The following is an 18657-nucleotide window of genomic DNA, read 5'->3' on the forward strand; positions in this document are numbered from 1 at the left end:
AGACAAGCATGGCAATTACAGCAGTAGATATTAAAGATAAAACCTTTACGACCAAATTTCGTGGTTATAATGTTGAAGAAGTTGAAGAATTTTTAGATATTTTAGTTGATGATTTTGAGGAATTGGTTCGCAAAAATCGTGAACAGGCTGATCGTATTAAAAGTTTAGAAGAAAAGATTCTTTATTTTGATGATATGAAAGAATCATTGAGCCAGTCAGTTATTCTAGCTCAAGAAACAGCAGAGAAAGTGAAGTCATCAGCTTTGATTGAGTCAGAAAATATGTTGAATAAAGCAAATTATGAATCAACACGTTTGGTCGATGAAGCAAAACTTAAAGCTAATGAAATTTTACGTGATGCTACAGATGAGGCAAAACGTATTGCTGTAGAAACTGAGGATTTGAAGCGTCAAAGTCGTGTTTTCCATCAACGTTTACTTGCTTCAGTAGAAGGTCAACTTGGCTTAATCAATGCTCCAGAGTGGGCAGAGTTATTGAAGCCAACAGCTGTCTATTTACAAAATTCAGATGCTGCTTTTAGAGAAGTGGTAGAAAAAGTTTTAGATGAGCATGTTTTAGATGAGACTTCTGATTTTGAATCCTTTGATGCTACTCGTCAGTTTACAGCAGAAGAGATGGAAGAACTTCAACGTCGTGTTGCAGAAAGCAATCAAAAAGTTGAAATGGCTTTAAAAGAAGAAGCACATGCTGAATTAGAGTCACAGGCTATCCAAGAGGAAGTATCAGAACAAGTTGTGACTGAAATTCCTTCTGAGTCATTTATTACCTTTGATGATGTGGAGCCAACAGAACCTAATTTGGGGGATACACAAACTTTTAAAATCAATTTTAATCAAGACTAATAACAAAAATACGGTATCAGATACATATTTTTAGCGAGTAGGAGATGGTGTGAGCCCTACAATCTCTGTATCTGTTATCATCGCTTTGTTAGTATTTTATCTGAAGGACAGTAGGATAAAAGGTGAGCTCGCCTTAAGAGCAATAAGAGGGACTTTTCATAGTAGGAGTCCAAACTAAGGTGGTACCACGAGCTTTCGTCCTTTTTGAGGAAAGCTCTTTTTATATATTGAGAGGTAGATATGAAATTAAAAGAAACACTGAATCTTGGAAAAACGGCTTTTCCAATGCGAGCTGGATTACCTAATAAAGAGCCACAATGGCAAGCGGCTTGGGATGAAGCGAATATTTATGCCCGTCGCCAAGAACTTAATGAAGGAAAACCAGCCTTTCATTTACATGATGGCCCTCCATATGCGAATGGTAATATTCATGTTGGTCATGCCTTGAATAAAATTTCTAAAGATATTATAATCCGTTCTAAATCGATGATGGGATTCCGTGCTCCTTATGTTCCAGGATGGGATACTCACGGTCTTCCGATTGAACAGGTCTTAGCTAAACAAGGTGTTAAGCGTAAAGAGATGGATTTAGTGGCTTATCTTGAAATGTGTAAGGATTATGCCCTAAGCCAAGTTGATAAACAGCGTACAGATTTCAAACGCTTAGGTGTCCTTGGGGACTGGGAAAATCCTTATATTACCTTAACAAAAGATTATGAGGCAGCTCAAATCCGTGTCTTCGGAGCTATGGCAGATAAAGGCTATATTTATCGTGGGGCTAAGCCAGTTTATTGGTCATGGTCATCTGAATCAGCTCTTGCAGAAGCTGAGATTGAATACCATGACATTGATTCCACCTCACTTTACTATGCGAACAAAGTTAAAGACGGTAAAGGAATTCTTGATCAGGGGACTTATATTGTAGTATGGACGACGACACCATTTACCATCACAGCCTCTCGTGGTTTGACAGTTGGACCTGATATGACTTATGTTTCTGTGAAACCAAATGGACAAGATCGTCAGTATGTGGTAGCAGAAGCTTTAGTAGATCAATTAGCTACTAAATTTGGTTGGGAACAATTTGAAATCATTGCTACTTATAAGGGGGCTGAATTAGAATACATTGTAACAGAACACCCTTGGGATACAGAAGTTGAAGAATTAGTTATCTTAGGTGATCATGTTACCACAGATTCTGGTACAGGTATCGTTCATACGGCGCCAGGTTTTGGTGAGGATGACTACAATGTTGGTATCAAGTATAATTTAGAAGTTGCAGTTACAGTTGATAGTCGTGGGATCATGATGGAAAACGCAGGTCCAGATTTGGCTGGGCAATTTTATGATAAGGTTGTTCCTACTGTTAAGGAGAAGTTGGGAGATTTACTTCTTGCCAGTGAGGTCATTAACCACTCTTATCCATTTGATTGGCGTACTAAAAAGCCAATTATTTGGCGTGCTGTTCCACAATGGTTTGCTTCAGTTTCTCAATTCCGTCAAGAGATCCTAGATGAAATTGATGCAACAAACTTTTATCCAGGATGGGGAAAAACACGTCTTTATAATATGATTCGTGATCGTGGTGATTGGGTTATTTCACGTCAACGTGCTTGGGGTGTCCCACTGCCAATTTTCTATGCTGAGGATGGAACAGCTATTCTAACTAAAGAAGTAACCGATCATATCGCTAATCTTTTTGAAGAGTATGGTTCAATTGTTTGGTGGCAACGTGATGCTAAAGAACTTCTTCCTGAAGGATTTACTCATCCAGGCTCTCCTAATGGAGAATTCACCAAAGAAACAGATATTATGGATGTTTGGTTTGATTCAGGTAGCTCATGGAATGGTGTGATGAATGCTCGTGATCATCTCTCTTACCCAGCTGATCTTTATCTTGAAGGATCAGATCAATATCGCGGCTGGTTTAATTCCTCTCTGATTACTTCTGTTGCTGTTAATGGGCATGCACCATATAAGGCTGTGTTATCTCAAGGTTTTGTTCTTGATGGTAAAGGACTTAAAATGTCTAAATCACTAGGTAATACCATTTTGCCAAGTGATGTTGAAAAGCAATTTGGAGCAGAAATCTTACGTTTATGGGTAACTTCTGTAGATACATCAAATGATGTTCGTGTATCAATGGAGATCTTATCACAAGTGTCAGAAACTTATCGTAAAATCCGTAATACTTTACGTTTCTTGATTGCCAATACCTCTGATTTTAATCCAGCAACGGATAAAGTGACTTATGAGAATCTTCGATCAGTTGATCAATTCACAATGGTTAAGTTTAACAAATTAGTTGGACAAATTCGAAAAGCCTATGAGAACTATGACTTTATGGCTATCTATAAGGCCGTTGTAAATTTTGTGACTCTTGATTTATCAGCCTTTTATCTTGATTTTGCAAAAGATGTTGTTTACATTGAAGGGGCAAATGCTGTAGCACGTCGTCAAATGCAAACAGTATTTTATGACATCCTTGTGAAAATCACAAAACTATTGACCCCAATCCTTCCACATACATCAGAGGAAATCTGGTCTTATCTTGAGCATGAAGAAGAGGAGTTTGTCCAATTAGCCGAAATTCCAGAAGTAGAAACTTTTGCAAATGAGGCAGACTTACTTGAAAAATGGGAAGCTTTCATGAACTTCCGTACGCAAACGCAAAAAGCTTTGGAAGAAGCACGTAACGAAAAAGTTATTGGTAAGTCACTGGAAGCGCATTTGACTGTCTATGTGAACGCAGAAACAAAAGCTCTATTAGATTCACTAGAAGCAGATATCGCACAATTATTGATTGTTTCTGATCTAACAGTCTTAGAAGATAAGGCTCCAGCAGAAGCAACAGTGATTGAAGACCTTGCCTTTACTGTTGAAAGAGCATCTGGTGAAGTTTGTGACCGTTGCCGTCGCATCGATACCAGTGTGACTGAACGTCCTTATAAAGCTCTTATCTGTGATCACTGTGCTACAGTAGTAGAAGAAAATTTCCCTCAAGCAGTAGCTGAAGGATTTGAAGAAAAATAAGTATAAAAAAATGAGATTGAGTGTAAAACGCAATCTCGTTTTTTATATTAAAAGATAAGGTATGTCCTTTTAGGGAACTTATCTATCTCTATTTAGATCGAAGTATATTTGTAAAAAGAATCAAGTCAGTAGTCTTTTATTGTAAAAAAACTGGATAAACCAGCTTTTAAATAATAGGGATGGAAATTTCAATTAAATTAGAAGTGTGGATTGTTTTGATTTGTTCTTGTAGAATGCTAGTTTTGTCGATTTTACGCTTGAGGAAAAATTCACGAATTGTTTCAAGTTCATTTTCTTTAATGGCGCGGTGCTTGTTGGTGATCACTAACTCATAGTGTTTAGGAGCTTGTGTAAAAATGACATCTGTGTTACCAGCAGAGTAAGTTTCCACTAGTGTAGCATCAGTATTTTCCAGTTGACTACGAACCAAAGCTGAGTGGCTACGAGTTGTATTGATTAATTTCATAATTTTCCTCCTCAATTTCTTATAGGTCTATTATAGCACTAAACTAGGAGTGAGACTAGTCTTGCTGTGATTTTTTCCACATTTCGATACCCCATTTATGACTTCCTCGCTTGAGTTTTTCAATAGCCGTATCAACTGGAAACCAAGCAATATGGTTAAAATCCTCAAGTGGTTGACTAATTTCTTTAAAAGAAGTGACCTCATAGATGTATGCAGGATTGTAAAAATATTTATCACGATGGCTAGAGTAAAAATACTCGTCAGCTTGTCCATAATATTGTCCAAGAGTTGCTGAAAAACCAAGTTCTTCAAGTAATTCACGTTCAAGGGCTGAAAAATGATCTTCATTTTCTTCGATTTCGCCTCCAGGTAGAAACCAGGCACCGTTAGGAGCTTGAACTAAAATAATCTGATCTTTAGTTAGGTTGGGAATGACCGCATAAACACCATAGCGGTTATGATAACTGACCTGCTCAATTTTTTCACCGAAAGTTGGATTCATGATAATTCTCCTTTCACAGTATTATACTATAAAAGTTAGCGCTTGCCTAATGAAATTGTTTGAAAATTGAAAAAAGAGTAAGAAAAATCTTACTCTTTTTAGTTATCTTCAGATTTTTTAGAAGATTTAATCATAATATGCCCATTGCTGGTCATCACGGCTTTGAGTTGTCTTTCACTAGGATTTTCAAGGTAGAAGTCAGTAATAGCATCTTCAATATGATCCTGAATGGTACGACGGAGTGGTCTTGCTCCCATTTTAGGATCATAGCCGAGATCAACTAGCTTTTCTTTTACTTTATCGGTCACTTCAAGATGAATATCGTTAGCTGATAAACGCTCATTGACATTAGCTAGCATAAGATCAACAATTTGCAGTAAATTGTCTTTGCTGAGAGGTTGAAATTCAATAATCCCATCAAAGCGGTTCATAAATTCTGGACTAAAGAAATCACCTAGTTGGTTCATCACAGAGCTAGTTCGTCCTTCGCGTGCGGCTCCAAATCCAACAGATGCTTCAACTTTGCCTGTTCCAGCGTTTGAGGTCATAATAATAATGGTATCCTTGAAGCTTACTGTTCGTCCTTGACCGTCTGTTAAACGGCCATCATCCAAGACTTGTAAAAACATGTGCATCACATCAGGATGTGCTTTTTCAACCTCGTCAAGTAAGATGAGAGAATATGGATTGCGGCGAACTTTTTCAGTTAATTGTCCTGCTTCATCATAACCAACATAACCAGGAGGAGCTCCAACCAGTTTGGCAACAGCATGTTTTTCCATATATTCACTCATGTCAAAACGAATCATGCTATCAGCAGAACCAAATAGCTCAATTGCGAGCTGTTTGGAAAGCTCAGTTTTTCCAACTCCAGTTGGTCCTACAAAAAGGAAACTACCAATAGGACGATTAGGAGAACCTAGTCCAACACGATTACGACGGATGGCTTTTGCAATTTTATCAACGGCGGTATCTTGACCGATGACGTGAGCTTTCAAATCTTCTGCCAGATTGACCAACTGAGTTTGTTCTTTTTCCTTAAGATCACCAACAGGGATATTCGTTTTTTGCTCTACAATGGCTTCGATAGTTTTTTCTGTAATAATAGGAACATCTTGTTCGTCAATTTTAGCATTTTGTAGTTCTTTATACTTGGCAATTTGATCACGGAAGTAAGCTGCACGCTCATAATCTTCATCACGTGTTGCTTGAGCTTTAAGATTTTCAGCTTCAATTAAACGTTGATCGATTTCTTTAGGGTCCACAAAATTAAGGGTCAAGTTTAATTTTGAGCCAGCTTCATCTAATAGGTCGATAGCTTTATCTGGTAAGAAGCGGTCTTGAATGTAGCGGTTTGAAAGAATAGCAGCAGCTTGAATGGCCTCGTCAGTGTACTTAACATGGTGATAATCTTCGTATTTTTTTTGAATGCCTTTTAAAATTGTAATAGTTTCTTCAACACTTGGTTCATCTACTTTTACAGGCTGCATACGTCGTTCCAGTGCAGCGTCTTTTTCAATGATGCGGTATTCATTGAGAGTAGTTGCTCCCACCATTTGAAGCTCACCACGAGCTAAAGCAGGTTTTAAAATGTTACCGGCATCCATATTACCTTCGCTTGTACCCCCTGCTCCAACAATTTCATGGATTTCATCAATAAAGAGGATAACATCTTGACGGCGACGAATCTCATCCATTAATTTTTGCATGCGCTCTTCAAATTGTCCACGAATACCTGTTCCTTGAACTAAACTAACGACATCCAAACGAATCACTTTTTTAGCTTGAAGTTTTTGAGGAACATCACCATCGATAATCTTTTGAGCTAATCCTTCAACAACAGCCGTCTTCCCAACACCAGGTTCTCCAATGAGAACAGGGTTATTTTTAGTACGACGGTTTAAAATTTCAATGACACGAATAATCTCCTCGTCACGTCCAATAACAGGATCAATATTACCTTTACGAGCAATCTCTGTGACATCAATTCCAAATTCGTCTAGCAGGCCTTTTTCTTGAGGTTGTGAGTTAGGACGGGGACCATTGGTAAAACCGCCATTCCCACCACCAGGTCCTCTTTGACCAGCTTGCGTGTCGGGAGTTTTAGGGCGATTAGGAGTATTAAAGGCTCTAAAATTATTTAAATCTCCAAAGAAATCATCAAAAAACGGATCCATACTATCTTGGGCTGTTTGTCCATTTAGTCCGCCTAAAATCGTTTGGCTGGGATCGGTCTTCATAATTTGGTAACAATTTTGACAGAGGTCAATTTGTTTTTGTTGTCCGTTAATATTTGTATAGAGGTGAATGGTAGAATCATTCATTTTGCAATTTTGACACAGCATATCTTTTCCTCGATTTCTATCTAGATTTCAGACCAGATGACTTTTTTTGGTCAAACTTGGTCAAATATAAGTTCATTATAGCACTAAAGCTGTTAAAAGACAATTTTTGAGCATGATTTTATAAAATTATAAAAATAAAGTTTACATTTATGAATAATTATACTAAAATAGTATAAAAATACAAAAAAGAGGTAAACCAATGGCACAGTCATTTTTAAAAGAGATTGATTTTACAAAAGAAGAATTATTGCATTTCATCAAAAAGTCTGAGGAATTTAAACAACTCAAAAAAAATAAGGTTCCTCATCGTTACCATGAGGGCTTGAACATTGCTTTGATTTTTGAAAAGGCTTCAACCCGTACACGCTCTGCCTTTACGGTGGCAGGTCAGGATTTGGGAATGGCTGTCACTTATTTAGGAGCAGGGGAGATTCAATTGGGTCAAAAGGAGTCTGTTGAAGATACGGCTAAGGTTTTAGGGTCTATGTTTGATGGGATTGAATATCGTGGGTTTAAACAAGAGGATGTTGAAACGCTGGCTCAATACTCAGGTGTACCTGTTTGGAATGGTCTGACAGATGAGTGGCATCCTACACAGATGATTGCTGATTTTTTAACCATTAAAGAGGTCTTTGGGCATTTGGAAGGCTTGCATTTGGCTTATTTGGGAGATGGACGTAATAATATGGCTAATTCGCTTTTGGTCACTGCAGCCAAGCTAGGTCTAGATATTTCTATCATTGCCCCTAAGAGTCTACAGCCTGATAGGGAAGTTCTTGCTATTGCCAAACAACACCAAACAGGGGGACAGATCACGGTTACAGATGATGTTGAAGCGGTTAAGGGAGCTGATATTCTCTATACTGATGTCTGGGTATCCATGGGAGAAGAGGTGGACTTTAAGGAGCGTATTGATTTGCTGATGCCTTACCAGATCAACGCTGAGCTTTTAGAAAAAGTAGAGAACAAAGACGCTATTGTTTTACATTGTTTGCCAGCTTTTCATGATACTAAGACGCAGATTGGTCAAGAACTTTATGACAAATATGGGTATGAGGCTTTAGAGATAACAGATGACGTTTTTAAAACTTACAGTCCATATATCTTCCAAGAAGCAGAAAATCGCATGCACTCGATTAAGGCTATTATGCATGAAACACTAAAAAATAGCTAAAAATAAGGGCTTTGCTTGTTAGAATCCCTAGTTTTATGATAAAATAGAGTTGTCTATAAAACGATTAGAGGAGAAAAGATAAGATGGAATCACATTTAGTGAGAATTATTAACCGCCTTGAATTAATGGCGACAGATGGCGGAAACTTGAAACGCAATTTTGAGCGTGATGGTGTTGTTGTCGCAGAGGTTGCATTTAACAATGATCCAGAAAATGGACCAGTGTTTACCCTTCGTGATATGGAAGCGCGTGAATCTTACACATTTGATAGCATTGATTTAATTGCTATGGAAATTTATGACCTACTTTATTAAGATATAGAAAAAGTCCCAGAGCTAGCTCTGGGACTTTCAGACTGAAGACAAACATCTCGATTGATGTTTGTCTTTTTCTGTTTATTGGTCTGATAGTCCGTCTTTTTGCCAGCATAGTAGTTATTTGTGCAAAATAAAAAGGCTTCCCTGCCCTCATTCTTACCAATTTCTTTAGATTTAAACACGCCAAAGTCAGTCCAACTTTATCTTCCATTTTGGACTTGCCTTTCTCTCTTGTATAACGAAGATTGTGGTACTCTTTGGCCGTCCCAAAGAGACGTTCAATGGTTTCTTTCCGCTTCTGGTAGAGCTCCTTCATGCCTTTCTTGTGCCGAATCTCTTCACAGGTTTCTAAAGCCTCTTTCCAAATGTGTCGAGTTACCACTTTCTGCTTGTTCTTGCTCTCTGTACAAATGGATAAGAGTGGACAAGTAGCACAGATAGCTGGATCACTCTTATATTCCCGATAACCTTCCCTGGTTGTAGTGCGGTAGGTTAAGACCTGATTCTCAGGACAGATATAACAGTCATAGTATTCATCATAAACAAAATCCTTCGAGCGCAGTTTTCCCTTCTTTCCTTTCGGTCGTGTATAAGGGGAAACTGGCGTAATCTCTTGTTCTAGGAGGAAGCGAGCGATACTTGGGGTCTTATAGCCAGAATCGGCAATGAGAAAGCTAGGTTGAAAGGGCTGGAGTTTAGCGAAGAGTGCAGGAAAGGCCTGGCTGTCATGGACATTGCCATCCTCCACGCTATAAGCCACAGCCCAACCATGCTTATCACAAGCAACCTGAGCTGTATAAGCGAATACTTCCTTATGGTCCCCCTTATGAAACCAACCACTTTCAGGGTCGGTTGTAGAAATTTTCTTAGCGACGGGCTCCGGCTCTTTTGCGGGCCCTAGCGGCTTTTTTGCGTGCTTCACTCTGTCTCTATTGATTTCAATTTCTAGTTGCTCACTCATAAACTTGGCTTGCTTTTCGACTTCGCGGTTGATGAATTTACGGTTATTCGCCGCAGCCTTGATATGGGTACCGTCAATGAAAATTTCTGTTGGATCTATGAAGCCTGCATTGACACAGAGACCTAAGATATGGGTGAAAATGCCTTCAATAACCTGTCTATCTTGGAAACGACGGACATAATTCTTTCCGTAGGTAGTGAAATGAGGCACCTTATCATCCAGTCGAAGACCAAGAAACCAACGGTAGGCAGTGTTTACTTCAATTTCCTTAATGGTTTGACGCATGGAGCGAATACCGAAGAGACACTGAAGGATTGGAATTTTAATGAGCAGAACAGGGTCAAGACTAGGACGCCCTGTTTCATCGCTATAGCTATCTGCGACTAAGTCATAGATAAAGGAAAAGTCAATAGCTTCCTCTATTTGACGAAGGAGATGATTTTGAGGAACAAGGTCATCTAAACTGTAGAAACCAAATTGACCGCGATTGTAGTCTGGGTTTTCTTTGTGTAACATAGCGATTCTCCCTCTACTTATTAACTGGATTCCTATCTCTATTATATTACTTTACGCATGAAAAAGCCGTTAGAATTAAAATTCTAACGACTTTGTCTTCATTCTGAAAGTCCCAGAGCTAGCTCTGGGACTTTTTCTATATCTTAATAGGATAAAGGCTTGGAATTTTCCAAGCCTTATGATTTTATTTAACAGAACCACCTGTAATGCCTTCAACGTAGTATTTTTGCATGAACATAAATAGCAAGGTGATTGGAATAGCGATAAGAACAGATCCTGCGGTAAAGGACATAAACCAGTCATTGATGGTATCTTGTTGCAACATGGAGAAGAGTCCAATAGCAACGGTGTATTTATTAGTAGCATCGCCAAGAATAACTTTAGCAAAAATGAAGTCCATCCAAGGTGCGATAAAGGCCATCAAAGCAGTGTAAACAATAATTGGTTTTGAGAGTGGTAGTGTAATCTTGAAGAAAATGTCAAGACGTGTTGCCCCATCGATCATTGCTGACTCATCCAGTGAGTAGGGGATGGTGTCAAAGAAACCTTTTGCAATATAGAAGCCTAAAGCTGCTCCTGAAGAGTAAACAAGAACTAAGGCTGTTAAAGTTTGGTCAAGGTTAAGGGCTTTTAAAATATAATAGACAGCAATCATACTCATAAAGCCAGGGAACATATTAAGTACAAGAGCTAGCTTTAAAAAGCCATTTCTGTGTTTAAATTTGATTCGACTAAGAGAGTAGGCCATAGCAACAGTAATAAATGTTGAAATAACACAACTAGCTAAGGCAACGATAAAGGTATTTAAGAACCAACGTCCAAAAGGAAAAGAGCTATCTGTAAAGAGTTGAACGTAGTTATCTAAAGTAAAGGTTTTAGGGATGAAGTAAGGGACATAAGCTGTTCCTTCACCACGAAAACTGGTCAAAACTACCCATACAATCGGAAAAAGCCAAATGATGGATAAGACTGTTAGAAGTGTATAAACAAAAGCTAAATTTAATCGTTTTTTATTTTGCATTATTTGGCTACTCCTTCTTTGTAAGATGCTGTTCTAGTATAAGCTAAAAGACTGAAGATAGCAGATAGAACAAAGATGAGGATTCCGACAACTGAGGCGATGTTGTAATCAGCAGCAGTGACGGTCAGGTTATACAACCAAGTTACTAAAAGATCAGTTGAACCTGCTTGGTAGTATTCAGAGTTAGTTGGTCCACCTTGTGTAAGAAGGTAGATGACGTTGAAGTTGTTGATGTTTCCGATAAATTGTTGGATGAGCGTTGGTGTCATGATCAACAGAATTTGAGGGAAAGTGATGGATTTAAAGATTTGGAATTTGCTTGCCCCATCAATTTCAGCAGCTTCAATTTGTTCGCTAGGAAGGTTCATGATGATCCCCGTAGCAACTAACATAGTAACTGGGATTCCGACCCACATATTGACAAAAATGATAGAGAATTTAGCCCAAATTGGGTCTGAGAGAAATGGAAGCGCGTGTTTAATCAAGCCCATATTCATCAACAGTGCATTAAGTGGTCCTTCATCGTTAAGAAGGTTACGCATGATTAAGAGTGAGATGAATTGGGGCACTGCCATGGTGATAACAAAAATGGTTCGCCATACTTTTTTCCCTTTGAGCCCTTTAGTGTTAATAAGAAGAGCTAAAACGATACCAAAAAAGAAGTTCGTAACGGTAGCAAATACTGCCCAAATTAAAGTCCAAGATAAAACTGGGAAGAAGGTTCCAGCCATACGGCCAGTAAAGATATTTCCGAAATTGGTTAATCCGACCCAATCAAAAAGTGATTTAGGTGGGAGGTGATTGTGGTCATAATTGGTAAAGGCAAGAGTGACCATATAAATAAGAGGGAGGATGGTAAAGAGCAAGACCCCTAAAAGAGGAATAGCCATTAAGGTCATATGGAAACGTCCATTGGCTAACGTTTTAAGATCCTCTTTGAAGCTTGGTGCAGGCTCTCCTTCGCGTTTTAAGACATAGAGATTGCGCGCACTCTTTAAGTTACACCAGTAAATGTACGCAAATATTGCACAAAAGATGAGTGATGCCAGCCCAAAAATGAGAAGGAGCATGGAGTTGTCACCTTCTACGGCAACTTGCATTTTAATCCCATCGATTTCTTTTGTGACCATTCCTTGAGATTTTGTACCAAGGGTGATCAGACCTTTGATACTTGGAATAATTTGGCTAAAGAAAGCGATAAGAAACAAGATTTGGCTAGATAAGAATAAACTTCCTTTCACAATTTGCTTATTAGCAAAGTTAGCAAATCCCATCACAAGAAAAGATAACTTGGTTTCTAGTCCACCTTTTTGAAAGGCTTCTTTGACAGAAACAGAATCAAATAGATAATTATTATTCATTTATGCCTCCAAATGATAATTAGTAGTTAATGTCTTCTAAAATCATCAAATAGTGAGAATCTTAGAAGACATTGGCTACTAACCAATAAATAAAATCGGTGAGGAGATCACTCCCCTCACCAACTTACAAGATTATTTTGTATTAGCAATATCTTCATCGAATTGTTTAAGTTTATCGAGGTAGTTGCTTTCTTTAATTTTACCATTGTAAGTATCGCTTAGGATAGCTGCACTTTCTGTCCAGAATGTTGACATTTGACTAAGTTTAGGCATAACAACTGTGTAGTCTGAAGATGATGCCATTTGTGTTACAGCTTGAGCTAGGATATTGTTTTGAACGTCACTTGATTCTTGTACTTCTTTGTTTGAAGGGACAATGTTACGTGTTTCAAACTGATTTTTTTGGCTTTCTGCACTTGTTAAGGCTGCTGCAAGTTTATAGCTAGCTGCGATACGTTTTGTGTCTGTTCCAGCAGGCGCTTGGTTAACGGCGTAGAGTTTCACACCAAGGAAGGCTTTTTGTTGGACTTCTTTATCACCGATAGTAATTTTTGGATAAACAGCAACACCGAGGTTTTCAGCACCAACGGCTTTGACAGCAGCATCATAATCCCATGGACCTGATTCGATAGCAGCAACAGATCCATCACCAAATTTAGACATAACGTTGTTAGCATCAAGGTTAACAAAACCAGAGTTGTCTTTTTGAGCAGCAATCCATTTGAGAACAGAAACACCTGCTTCATTACCCCAGTTTGTTCCTTTTGGATCTTCACCAGATTCACCAAATAGAGTATCACCTACAGACATGAAGAGTGGCCCTGTGACATAGGCATTCATTTGTTTAAAGGTTGCACCAAATGTTGCTTTAGATGTAATGGTTTCGTATGATTTTACATCTTCTTCAGAAAGTTTTGTTTTGTTGTAGAAGAGAACTTGTGATTCAACACCAAATGGGAACGCATAAGTTTTTCCTTTGTATTGCGCACCAAGAAGGGCTTGTTCTGTATCATTTTTCTCGATAGCTTCAGCGTATTGTTCTGGGATTTCTTGGATAACGCCAGATTCAACGAGTTGTCCAAGTTGATCGTGTGGTAGTGAGAAAACATCAGCAGCTTTAGAAGGATCTTTTTTCACGTTTTCTTGTGCTTTGGAATCATTTGATTCGATAATCTTAACTTTGATTCCTTTATTTTCTTTTTCAAACTGCTTAACAGTATCTTGATAAGATTTTTTAGCTCCAGTTGGAACCCAAAGTTTGATAGTAGTTGTATCTGCAGCCTCAGCTTTAGGAGCATTAGCAACAAGAGCTGCACCAGCAGCAAGTGAAAGAACAGCTGTGCTTACAAGCACTTTTTTCCAAGATTTCATACTTTTCTCCTCCAAAATGGGATATAATTTATTTACAAGACTATTATGCAATCGTTTGCAAAAAAAATCAAGTACTTTTGCAATATTTTTTTATTTTTTTTTAAAACCCAAATTTCAAGTTGAAGTTAGCCACCCAAAAGAAATTCACTTGGCGACTTGTAGTCCAAGCATTTTTTAGGGTAGTTATTAATCCAATTTTCGATAAAAGCGACTTCTTTCGGAGTCGTTTTCTTGGTTCCTTTAGGTAACCATCTCCGAATCAATCGATTATGGTTTTCATTTGAACCTCTTTCCCATGAAGAGTAGGGATGTGCATAGTAGATATGTTCCTCAGGAAACACTTCAACCAATCGACTAAATTCCGAACCATTATCTGCAGTTATTGATAAAATATGATACTCAGCTATTAGTAACCTAAGTGCCTGATTGACAGATTCAGCAGTTTTATTTGGAATTAATCTTATGATTTGGTGTCTACTTCGTCGGTCGGTTAAGACTAAAAGACACTGATTTTTCGCTCTGGTTAGTAGAACTGTATCAATTTCATAATGACCGTTTTCCAATCGAAGATTGATGACCTCCGGTCGCTCTTCAATTGATTTACCAGCTGGCTTAAAGTTCGGACTGGCTTGCTTCTTGACAGCTTTCCATTTTCTAGGATAAAGCATATCCGCTTTTGTCAAACCTAAATGACCATTATGAAACCAATAGTAGATAGTTGAAATACCAACTTTCACTTGCTTCTTCTTAACCATCATTTCAGGCGAAAATTTTTGCTTATGATAGTGTAAAATCTTCTCTTTCATTTCTTTCGTTAGGATTATCTTTTTAACCGACCGTTTTCGATTGGATTGGTAAACAGTTTGTGCATAATCAGCAGAATAAACTTTCTTGTAGACCCCTTTTCGCACTTGTTGTAAGGTTGTCCCACGCTTGATTTCATTATGAATTGTTTGAGGAGCCTTTCCAAGCAAGCCTGCAATTTCACGATTGGACTTATTTTCAAGTTTCCACCGCTCAATCAAGCGACGGTTATCTATTGTCAAATGTTTCCCTTTTGGTGTATAATACTTTTGCATCTCTGTGCCTTTCCTTGTGTTTGTGGTGAACAACAAGTATAGCACAGAGGTGTTTTCTTATACCTTACATCAGATTTCATTTGACAACAGGAACCCTTGAAGCTGTTTTTTCAGCTAAACCAAGGCTATGATTAGCCTTGGGCACCTAGCCTAACAGCTTCAAGCCTGTTATCAAATGAAATCATCAACTTACTCAAACATAGTGAAACATCTAATTCTTGACTAAGGTAAGGTGGCTAACTTCATTATAGAACTTTCGATTTTTTTTTAAAATAGGGTTAATTCACCACTAAAATGTCTTACATAGTATGCAAACAAAGAACAAACGTTTGCATAAAATTCTTGATTTTTCATAAAAAAGGTGTAGAATGAAAAATGAATTGAAAGAATAAAGGAGAGATTTATGCAAAAGAAATGGTGGCATCAAGCTGTAATTTATCAAATCTATCCTAAGAGTTTTAGAGATACCAATGGCGATGGTATCGGAGATCTTCAAGGGATTATTAGTAAGTTAGATTATTTGGACTATTTAGGGATTACTGCTATCTGGTTATCCCCAGTTTATCAGAGTCCAATGGATGATAACGGCTATGATATTTCTGACTATGAAGCTATTGCACAAGAATTTGGTTCTATGGCCGACATGGAGATGCTACTAACAGAATCAAGACGTCGTGGTATTCGTATTATTATGGATTTAGTGGTCAACCATACCTCAGATGAGCACGCTTGGTTTATAGAAGCAAAGGCCAATCCGTCTGGTCCAGAAAGAGAATATTATATTTGGAGAGATGAGCCTAATGCTTTGGATTCTATCTTTGGAGGCTCTGCTTGGGAATATGATGATGCTTCGGGACAGTACTATCTTCATTTTTTTAGTAAAAAACAGCCTGATTTAAATTGGGAAAATCCATTTCTTCGTCAGAAAATATATGATATGATGAATTTTTGGATTGATAAGGGAATTGCAGGTTTTCGAATGGATGTGATTGATATGATCGGTAAAATCCCTGACCGGTTGATAGCTAATAACGGTCCAAAACTTCATGATTACCTAAAGGAGATGCATTCACAGACGCTTTGTGGGAAAGATTTGTTAACTGTTGGTGAAACCTGGGGAGCGACACCTGATATCGCAAAACAATATTCCAAACAAGAAAATCATGAGTTGTCAATGGTCTTTCAATTTGAACACATTGGCTTACAACATGAAGAAGGTAAAGACAAGTGGTCGTACACAGATCTTGATGTTTCTCGTCTAAAATCTATTTTAAGCAAGTGGCAGACAGATTTAGGTGTGACAGAGGGATGGAATTCACTTTTTTGGAATAACCATGATTTGCCTAGGGTGCTGTCGATTTGGGGAAATAGTGGAGTTTACCGAGAAAAGTCTGCGAAAGCCTTGGCTATCTTGTTGCACTTGATGAGAGGGACGCCTTATATTTATCAAGGAGAAGAAATAGGGATGACCAATTATCCCTTTGAAAACTTAGATCAAATAAATGATTTAGAATCTCTTCATTTTGCCAAGGAAGCTAGCACAAAGGGGATTAGCCAAGAAGCTATTTTGGATGCTATTCGAGTTGTAGGACGGGATAATGCAAGGACCCCGATGCAGTGGGATACTACTGAGAATGCTGGTTTTTCAAATGGAAAGCCTTGGTTAGCTGTTAACCCTAATTATAAAAATATCAATGTCGCCAAAGCTCTGGCGGATAAATCATCTATTTTTTATACCTATAAAGCTTTGGTTGATTTGAGAAAAACACAAGATTGGTTGGTAGAAGCAGATTATGAGCTTCTGACCACAGCAGATAATGTTTTTGCTTATTTAAGAAAAAATGAGGAGAAGACTTACTTGGTTGTGGTCAATCTATCAGATGAAAGCCAAAGCTTCTCATCAAGATACGATATGGTGTCAGAGGTGATCGCTAATAGACCTTACCCTAAAACCTTAAAAAAAGTTGATTTAGAACCTTGGGATGCTTTTTGTGTAGAGGTAGAGTAGATGAAACAGGATTGGTACCAATCAGCAGTTGGATATGAAATTTATCCAAGAAGTTTTTGTGATAGTAATGGTGATGGAATCGGTGATATCAAGGGTATCATTTCAAAGCTAGCTTACTTAAAAGATCTAGGGATTGATTTTATATGGATAACACCGATGTATGCCTCACCTAATGTCGATAATGGTTATGATATCTCGGATTACTATGCTATCAATCCTGAGTATGGAACTTTAGAAGATGTCAAGGACTTGATTCAACAAGCTCATGAAATGGGGATAAAGGTATTGTTTGATTTAGTGGTCAATCATACATCAGATCAACATCCTTGGTTTCGGGATGCTAAATCCTCAAAAACCAGTCCTTACCGAGATTTTTACCATTGGAAAAAGGGAAAAGACAATCGTCCTCCTAATGATTGGATAGGATTTTCAGGTTTATCGACTTGGACCTACGATGCGTTAACTGATGAATATTATTTTCATTTATTTGATCAGAAACAACCTGATTTGAATTGGAAAAATCCCAAACTAAGACAAGCGATTTATGATATGATACGATTTTGGTTGGAGTTAGGGATTGATGGCTTTAGAATAGATGCTATTAGCCATATTCAAAAGGCAAATTGGGATGTAAAACTTCAAGATTCAAAGGGAGATGGAGCTTATCAACCCTTTATGAATGTTTCAGGGATTGAAGTCTATCTCTCTGATATGAAGGCGATTTATGAAGAGTATGATGCCTTGACAGTTGGTGAGGCAAGTGGTGTCTCTAGTCAAGAGGCTCCTAAATGGACTGGTCGTAATGGTTATATGACCATGCTGTTTGAATGGGAGCATAATTACCGTTTTGAAACAGGCAAAGGAGATGTTTTCAAATTTATTGAGATTTTAGACCGTTGGCAAGTAGATATGCAAGAGCAGGGGTGGTTGGGCTTATACTTAGAAAATCATGACCTCCCTAGAATTGTTGATACCTTTGGTGATGGGAGTGAGGATTCTGCAAAAGCCTTTGCGGTAGCTTACTTTTGTTTAAGGGGGACACCTTTTATCTACCAAGGACAAGAAATTGGTACGACAAATGGTGATTTTAAAAGCTTGGAAGAGTTCAATGAACCTAAAATGAAGCGACGTTATGAAAGTTATCGTCAGCTTTTAACAGATAAAGAGGCTTTTGAGCGAGCTAAAGCTTGGAGTAAGGATAATGCTAGAACACCGATGCAATGGGATGCTAGTTGCTATGCTGGTTTTTCTACAGTAAAACCGTGGCTAAGAGTGAATCGTCAATATAGAGAAAAAAATGTCGCTTTAGCCAAAAAGGATGAGCAATCTGTATTTTATCTTTATAAGAATTTGATCAACCTACGTCATCATTCTCAGGCAATAGCAGTCGGAAACTATCAGCGTATCCTAGTAGGACATGAGGCTGTCTTTGTCTATCAGCGGCAAAGTCAAACAGAATCGTGTTTAATCTTAGTGAATTTAATAGCTGAGAAAGTCTCGATTTCTATGCCTAAAGTGATAAGAGATAAAAATTGGCGACTAGTATTGTCGTCTGAAAAAGAGAGGCTGAAGTTTAAGAAAAGCCTGTCATTACCAGCATATTTTTATGCTGTTTATCAAATATGAAAAAATAAAGAGGT

The 18657-nt window shown here is 38.0% G+C and carries 13 protein-coding genes, 1 pseudogene and 1 other annotated feature; of the genes and pseudogenes, 6 read left to right on the forward strand and 8 right to left on the reverse strand.

Annotation, left to right across the window (positions count from 1 at the left end):
* Positions 1 to 8 precede the first annotated feature (8 nt).
* Together ACEE75_RS03210 and ileS are read left to right on the forward strand one after the other, a co-directional pair.
* Complete coding sequence (locus ACEE75_RS03210) at positions 9 to 863, forward strand: DivIVA domain-containing protein (RefSeq protein WP_447575513.1); 855 nt, start codon at positions 9 to 11, stop codon at positions 861 to 863.
* Positions 853 to 1069 (forward strand) — a binding site (T-box leader). It overlaps the preceding gene by 11 nt.
* 34 nt (positions 1070 to 1103) lie before the next feature.
* Positions 1104 to 3896: an isoleucine--tRNA ligase gene (ileS, locus tag ACEE75_RS03215; RefSeq protein WP_447575512.1), complete on the forward strand. Its 2793-nt coding sequence runs from the start codon at positions 1104 to 1106 to the stop codon at positions 3894 to 3896.
* Positions 3897 to 4062: 166 nt separating this feature from the next.
* Here the strand turns inward: ileS and ACEE75_RS03220 are convergent, their stop codons facing one another.
* The 3 genes from ACEE75_RS03220 to ACEE75_RS03230 all read right to left on the reverse strand — a co-directional run bounded on the left by ACEE75_RS03220 (position 4063) and on the right by ACEE75_RS03230 (position 7209).
* On the reverse strand, positions 4063 to 4362 hold the full coding sequence (locus tag ACEE75_RS03220; RefSeq protein WP_354369851.1) for a DUF1827 family protein: 300 nt from the start codon (positions 4360 to 4362) through the stop codon (positions 4063 to 4065).
* A gap of 55 nt (positions 4363 to 4417) precedes the next feature.
* A complete protein-coding gene (locus ACEE75_RS03225) occupies positions 4418 to 4864 on the reverse strand; it encodes an NUDIX domain-containing protein (RefSeq protein WP_427894744.1) in 447 nt (148 codons plus the stop codon).
* 98 nt (positions 4865 to 4962) lie between these two features.
* On the reverse strand, positions 4963 to 7209 hold the full coding sequence (locus ACEE75_RS03230) for an AAA family ATPase (RefSeq protein WP_447575511.1): 2247 nt from the start codon (positions 7207 to 7209) through the stop codon (positions 4963 to 4965).
* Positions 7210 to 7408: 199 nt separating this feature from the next.
* Here ACEE75_RS03230 and argF point away from each other — a divergent pair, with 199 nt between their 5' ends.
* Together argF and ACEE75_RS03240 are read left to right on the forward strand one after the other, a co-directional pair.
* Positions 7409 to 8383, forward strand: coding sequence for an ornithine carbamoyltransferase (gene argF / locus ACEE75_RS03235; protein ID WP_447575510.1), 975 nt, complete (start codon positions 7409 to 7411; stop codon positions 8381 to 8383).
* 83 nt (positions 8384 to 8466) lie between these two features.
* The gene (locus tag ACEE75_RS03240) at positions 8467 to 8697 is read left to right on the forward strand and encodes a DUF1797 family protein (RefSeq protein ID WP_354367471.1); all 231 of its coding nucleotides are present in this window, start codon (positions 8467 to 8469) and stop codon (positions 8695 to 8697) included.
* Here the strand turns inward: ACEE75_RS03240 and ACEE75_RS03245 are convergent.
* The 5 genes and pseudogenes from ACEE75_RS03245 to ACEE75_RS03265 all read right to left on the reverse strand — a co-directional run bounded on the left by ACEE75_RS03245 (position 8694) and on the right by ACEE75_RS03265 (position 15009).
* Positions 8694 to 10177, reverse strand: a pseudogene (locus tag ACEE75_RS03245) (IS1182 family transposase). The gene ACEE75_RS03240 and the pseudogene ACEE75_RS03245 sit on opposite strands and share 4 nt — an antisense overlap.
* Before the next feature lie 184 nt (positions 10178 to 10361).
* Positions 10362 to 11198 (reverse strand): sugar ABC transporter permease, encoded by an 837-nt coding sequence (locus ACEE75_RS03250; protein WP_447575314.1) that lies wholly within the window; start codon positions 11196 to 11198, stop codon positions 10362 to 10364.
* Positions 11198 to 12559, reverse strand: coding sequence for a carbohydrate ABC transporter permease (locus ACEE75_RS03255; RefSeq protein ID WP_447575315.1), 1362 nt, complete (start codon positions 12557 to 12559; stop codon positions 11198 to 11200). Before ACEE75_RS03255 ends, ACEE75_RS03250 begins: the two co-directional genes overlap by 1 nt.
* Positions 12560 to 12691: 132 nt before the next feature.
* Complete coding sequence (locus ACEE75_RS03260) at positions 12692 to 13930, reverse strand: extracellular solute-binding protein (protein ID WP_447575316.1); 1239 nt, start codon at positions 13928 to 13930, stop codon at positions 12692 to 12694.
* A 125-nt stretch (positions 13931 to 14055) separates the two neighbouring features.
* Positions 14056 to 15009 (reverse strand): IS30 family transposase, encoded by a 954-nt coding sequence (locus ACEE75_RS03265; RefSeq protein ID WP_172054378.1) that lies wholly within the window; start codon positions 15007 to 15009, stop codon positions 14056 to 14058.
* 403 nt (positions 15010 to 15412) lie between these two features.
* Here ACEE75_RS03265 and ACEE75_RS03270 point away from each other — a divergent pair, with 403 nt between their 5' ends.
* Both ACEE75_RS03270 and ACEE75_RS03275 read left to right on the forward strand, forming a co-directional pair.
* Entirely contained in the window at positions 15413 to 17017 is a 1605-nt protein-coding gene (locus ACEE75_RS03270; RefSeq protein ID WP_447575328.1) for a glycoside hydrolase family 13 protein, read from the forward strand.
* A complete protein-coding gene (locus tag ACEE75_RS03275) occupies positions 17018 to 18643 on the forward strand; it encodes an alpha-glucosidase (protein WP_447575327.1) in 1626 nt (541 codons plus the stop codon). It abuts the gene before it with no gap.
* The last annotated feature ends 14 nt before the right edge of the window (positions 18644 to 18657 follow it).

This window comes from Streptococcus sp. 11273D007BT (genome assembly GCF_053547195.1).

What these genes read in the sequence shown, in the direction of transcription:
- ACEE75_RS03255 (WP_447575315.1), bottom strand. Translation starts at nt 12,559, where the DNA reads ATGAATAATAATTATCTATTTGATTCTGTTTCTGTCAAAGAAGCCTTT.
- ACEE75_RS03230 (WP_447575511.1), bottom strand. Translation starts at nt 7,209, where the DNA reads ATGCTGTGTCAAAATTGCAAAATGAATGATTCTACCATTCACCTCTAT.
- ACEE75_RS03220 (WP_354369851.1), bottom strand. Translation starts at nt 4,362, where the DNA reads ATGAAATTAATCAATACAACTCGTAGCCACTCAGCTTTGGTTCGTAGT.
- argF (WP_447575510.1), top strand. Translation starts at nt 7,409, where the DNA reads ATGGCACAGTCATTTTTAAAAGAGATTGATTTTACAAAAGAAGAATTA.
- ACEE75_RS03240 (WP_354367471.1), top strand. Translation starts at nt 8,467, where the DNA reads ATGGAATCACATTTAGTGAGAATTATTAACCGCCTTGAATTAATGGCG.
- ileS (WP_447575512.1), top strand. Translation starts at nt 1,104, where the DNA reads ATGAAATTAAAAGAAACACTGAATCTTGGAAAAACGGCTTTTCCAATG.
- ACEE75_RS03275 (WP_447575327.1), top strand. Translation starts at nt 17,018, where the DNA reads ATGAAACAGGATTGGTACCAATCAGCAGTTGGATATGAAATTTATCCA.
- ACEE75_RS03225 (WP_427894744.1), bottom strand. Translation starts at nt 4,864, where the DNA reads ATGAATCCAACTTTCGGTGAAAAAATTGAGCAGGTCAGTTATCATAAC.
- ACEE75_RS03250 (WP_447575314.1), bottom strand. Translation starts at nt 11,198, where the DNA reads ATGCAAAATAAAAAACGATTAAATTTAGCTTTTGTTTATACACTTCTA.
- ACEE75_RS03270 (WP_447575328.1), top strand. Translation starts at nt 15,413, where the DNA reads ATGCAAAAGAAATGGTGGCATCAAGCTGTAATTTATCAAATCTATCCT.
- ACEE75_RS03260 (WP_447575316.1), bottom strand. Translation starts at nt 13,930, where the DNA reads ATGAAATCTTGGAAAAAAGTGCTTGTAAGCACAGCTGTTCTTTCACTT.
- ACEE75_RS03210 (WP_447575513.1), top strand. Translation starts at nt 9, where the DNA reads ATGGCAATTACAGCAGTAGATATTAAAGATAAAACCTTTACGACCAAA.
- ACEE75_RS03265 (WP_172054378.1), bottom strand. Translation starts at nt 15,009, where the DNA reads ATGCAAAAGTATTATACACCAAAAGGGAAACATTTGACAATAGATAAC.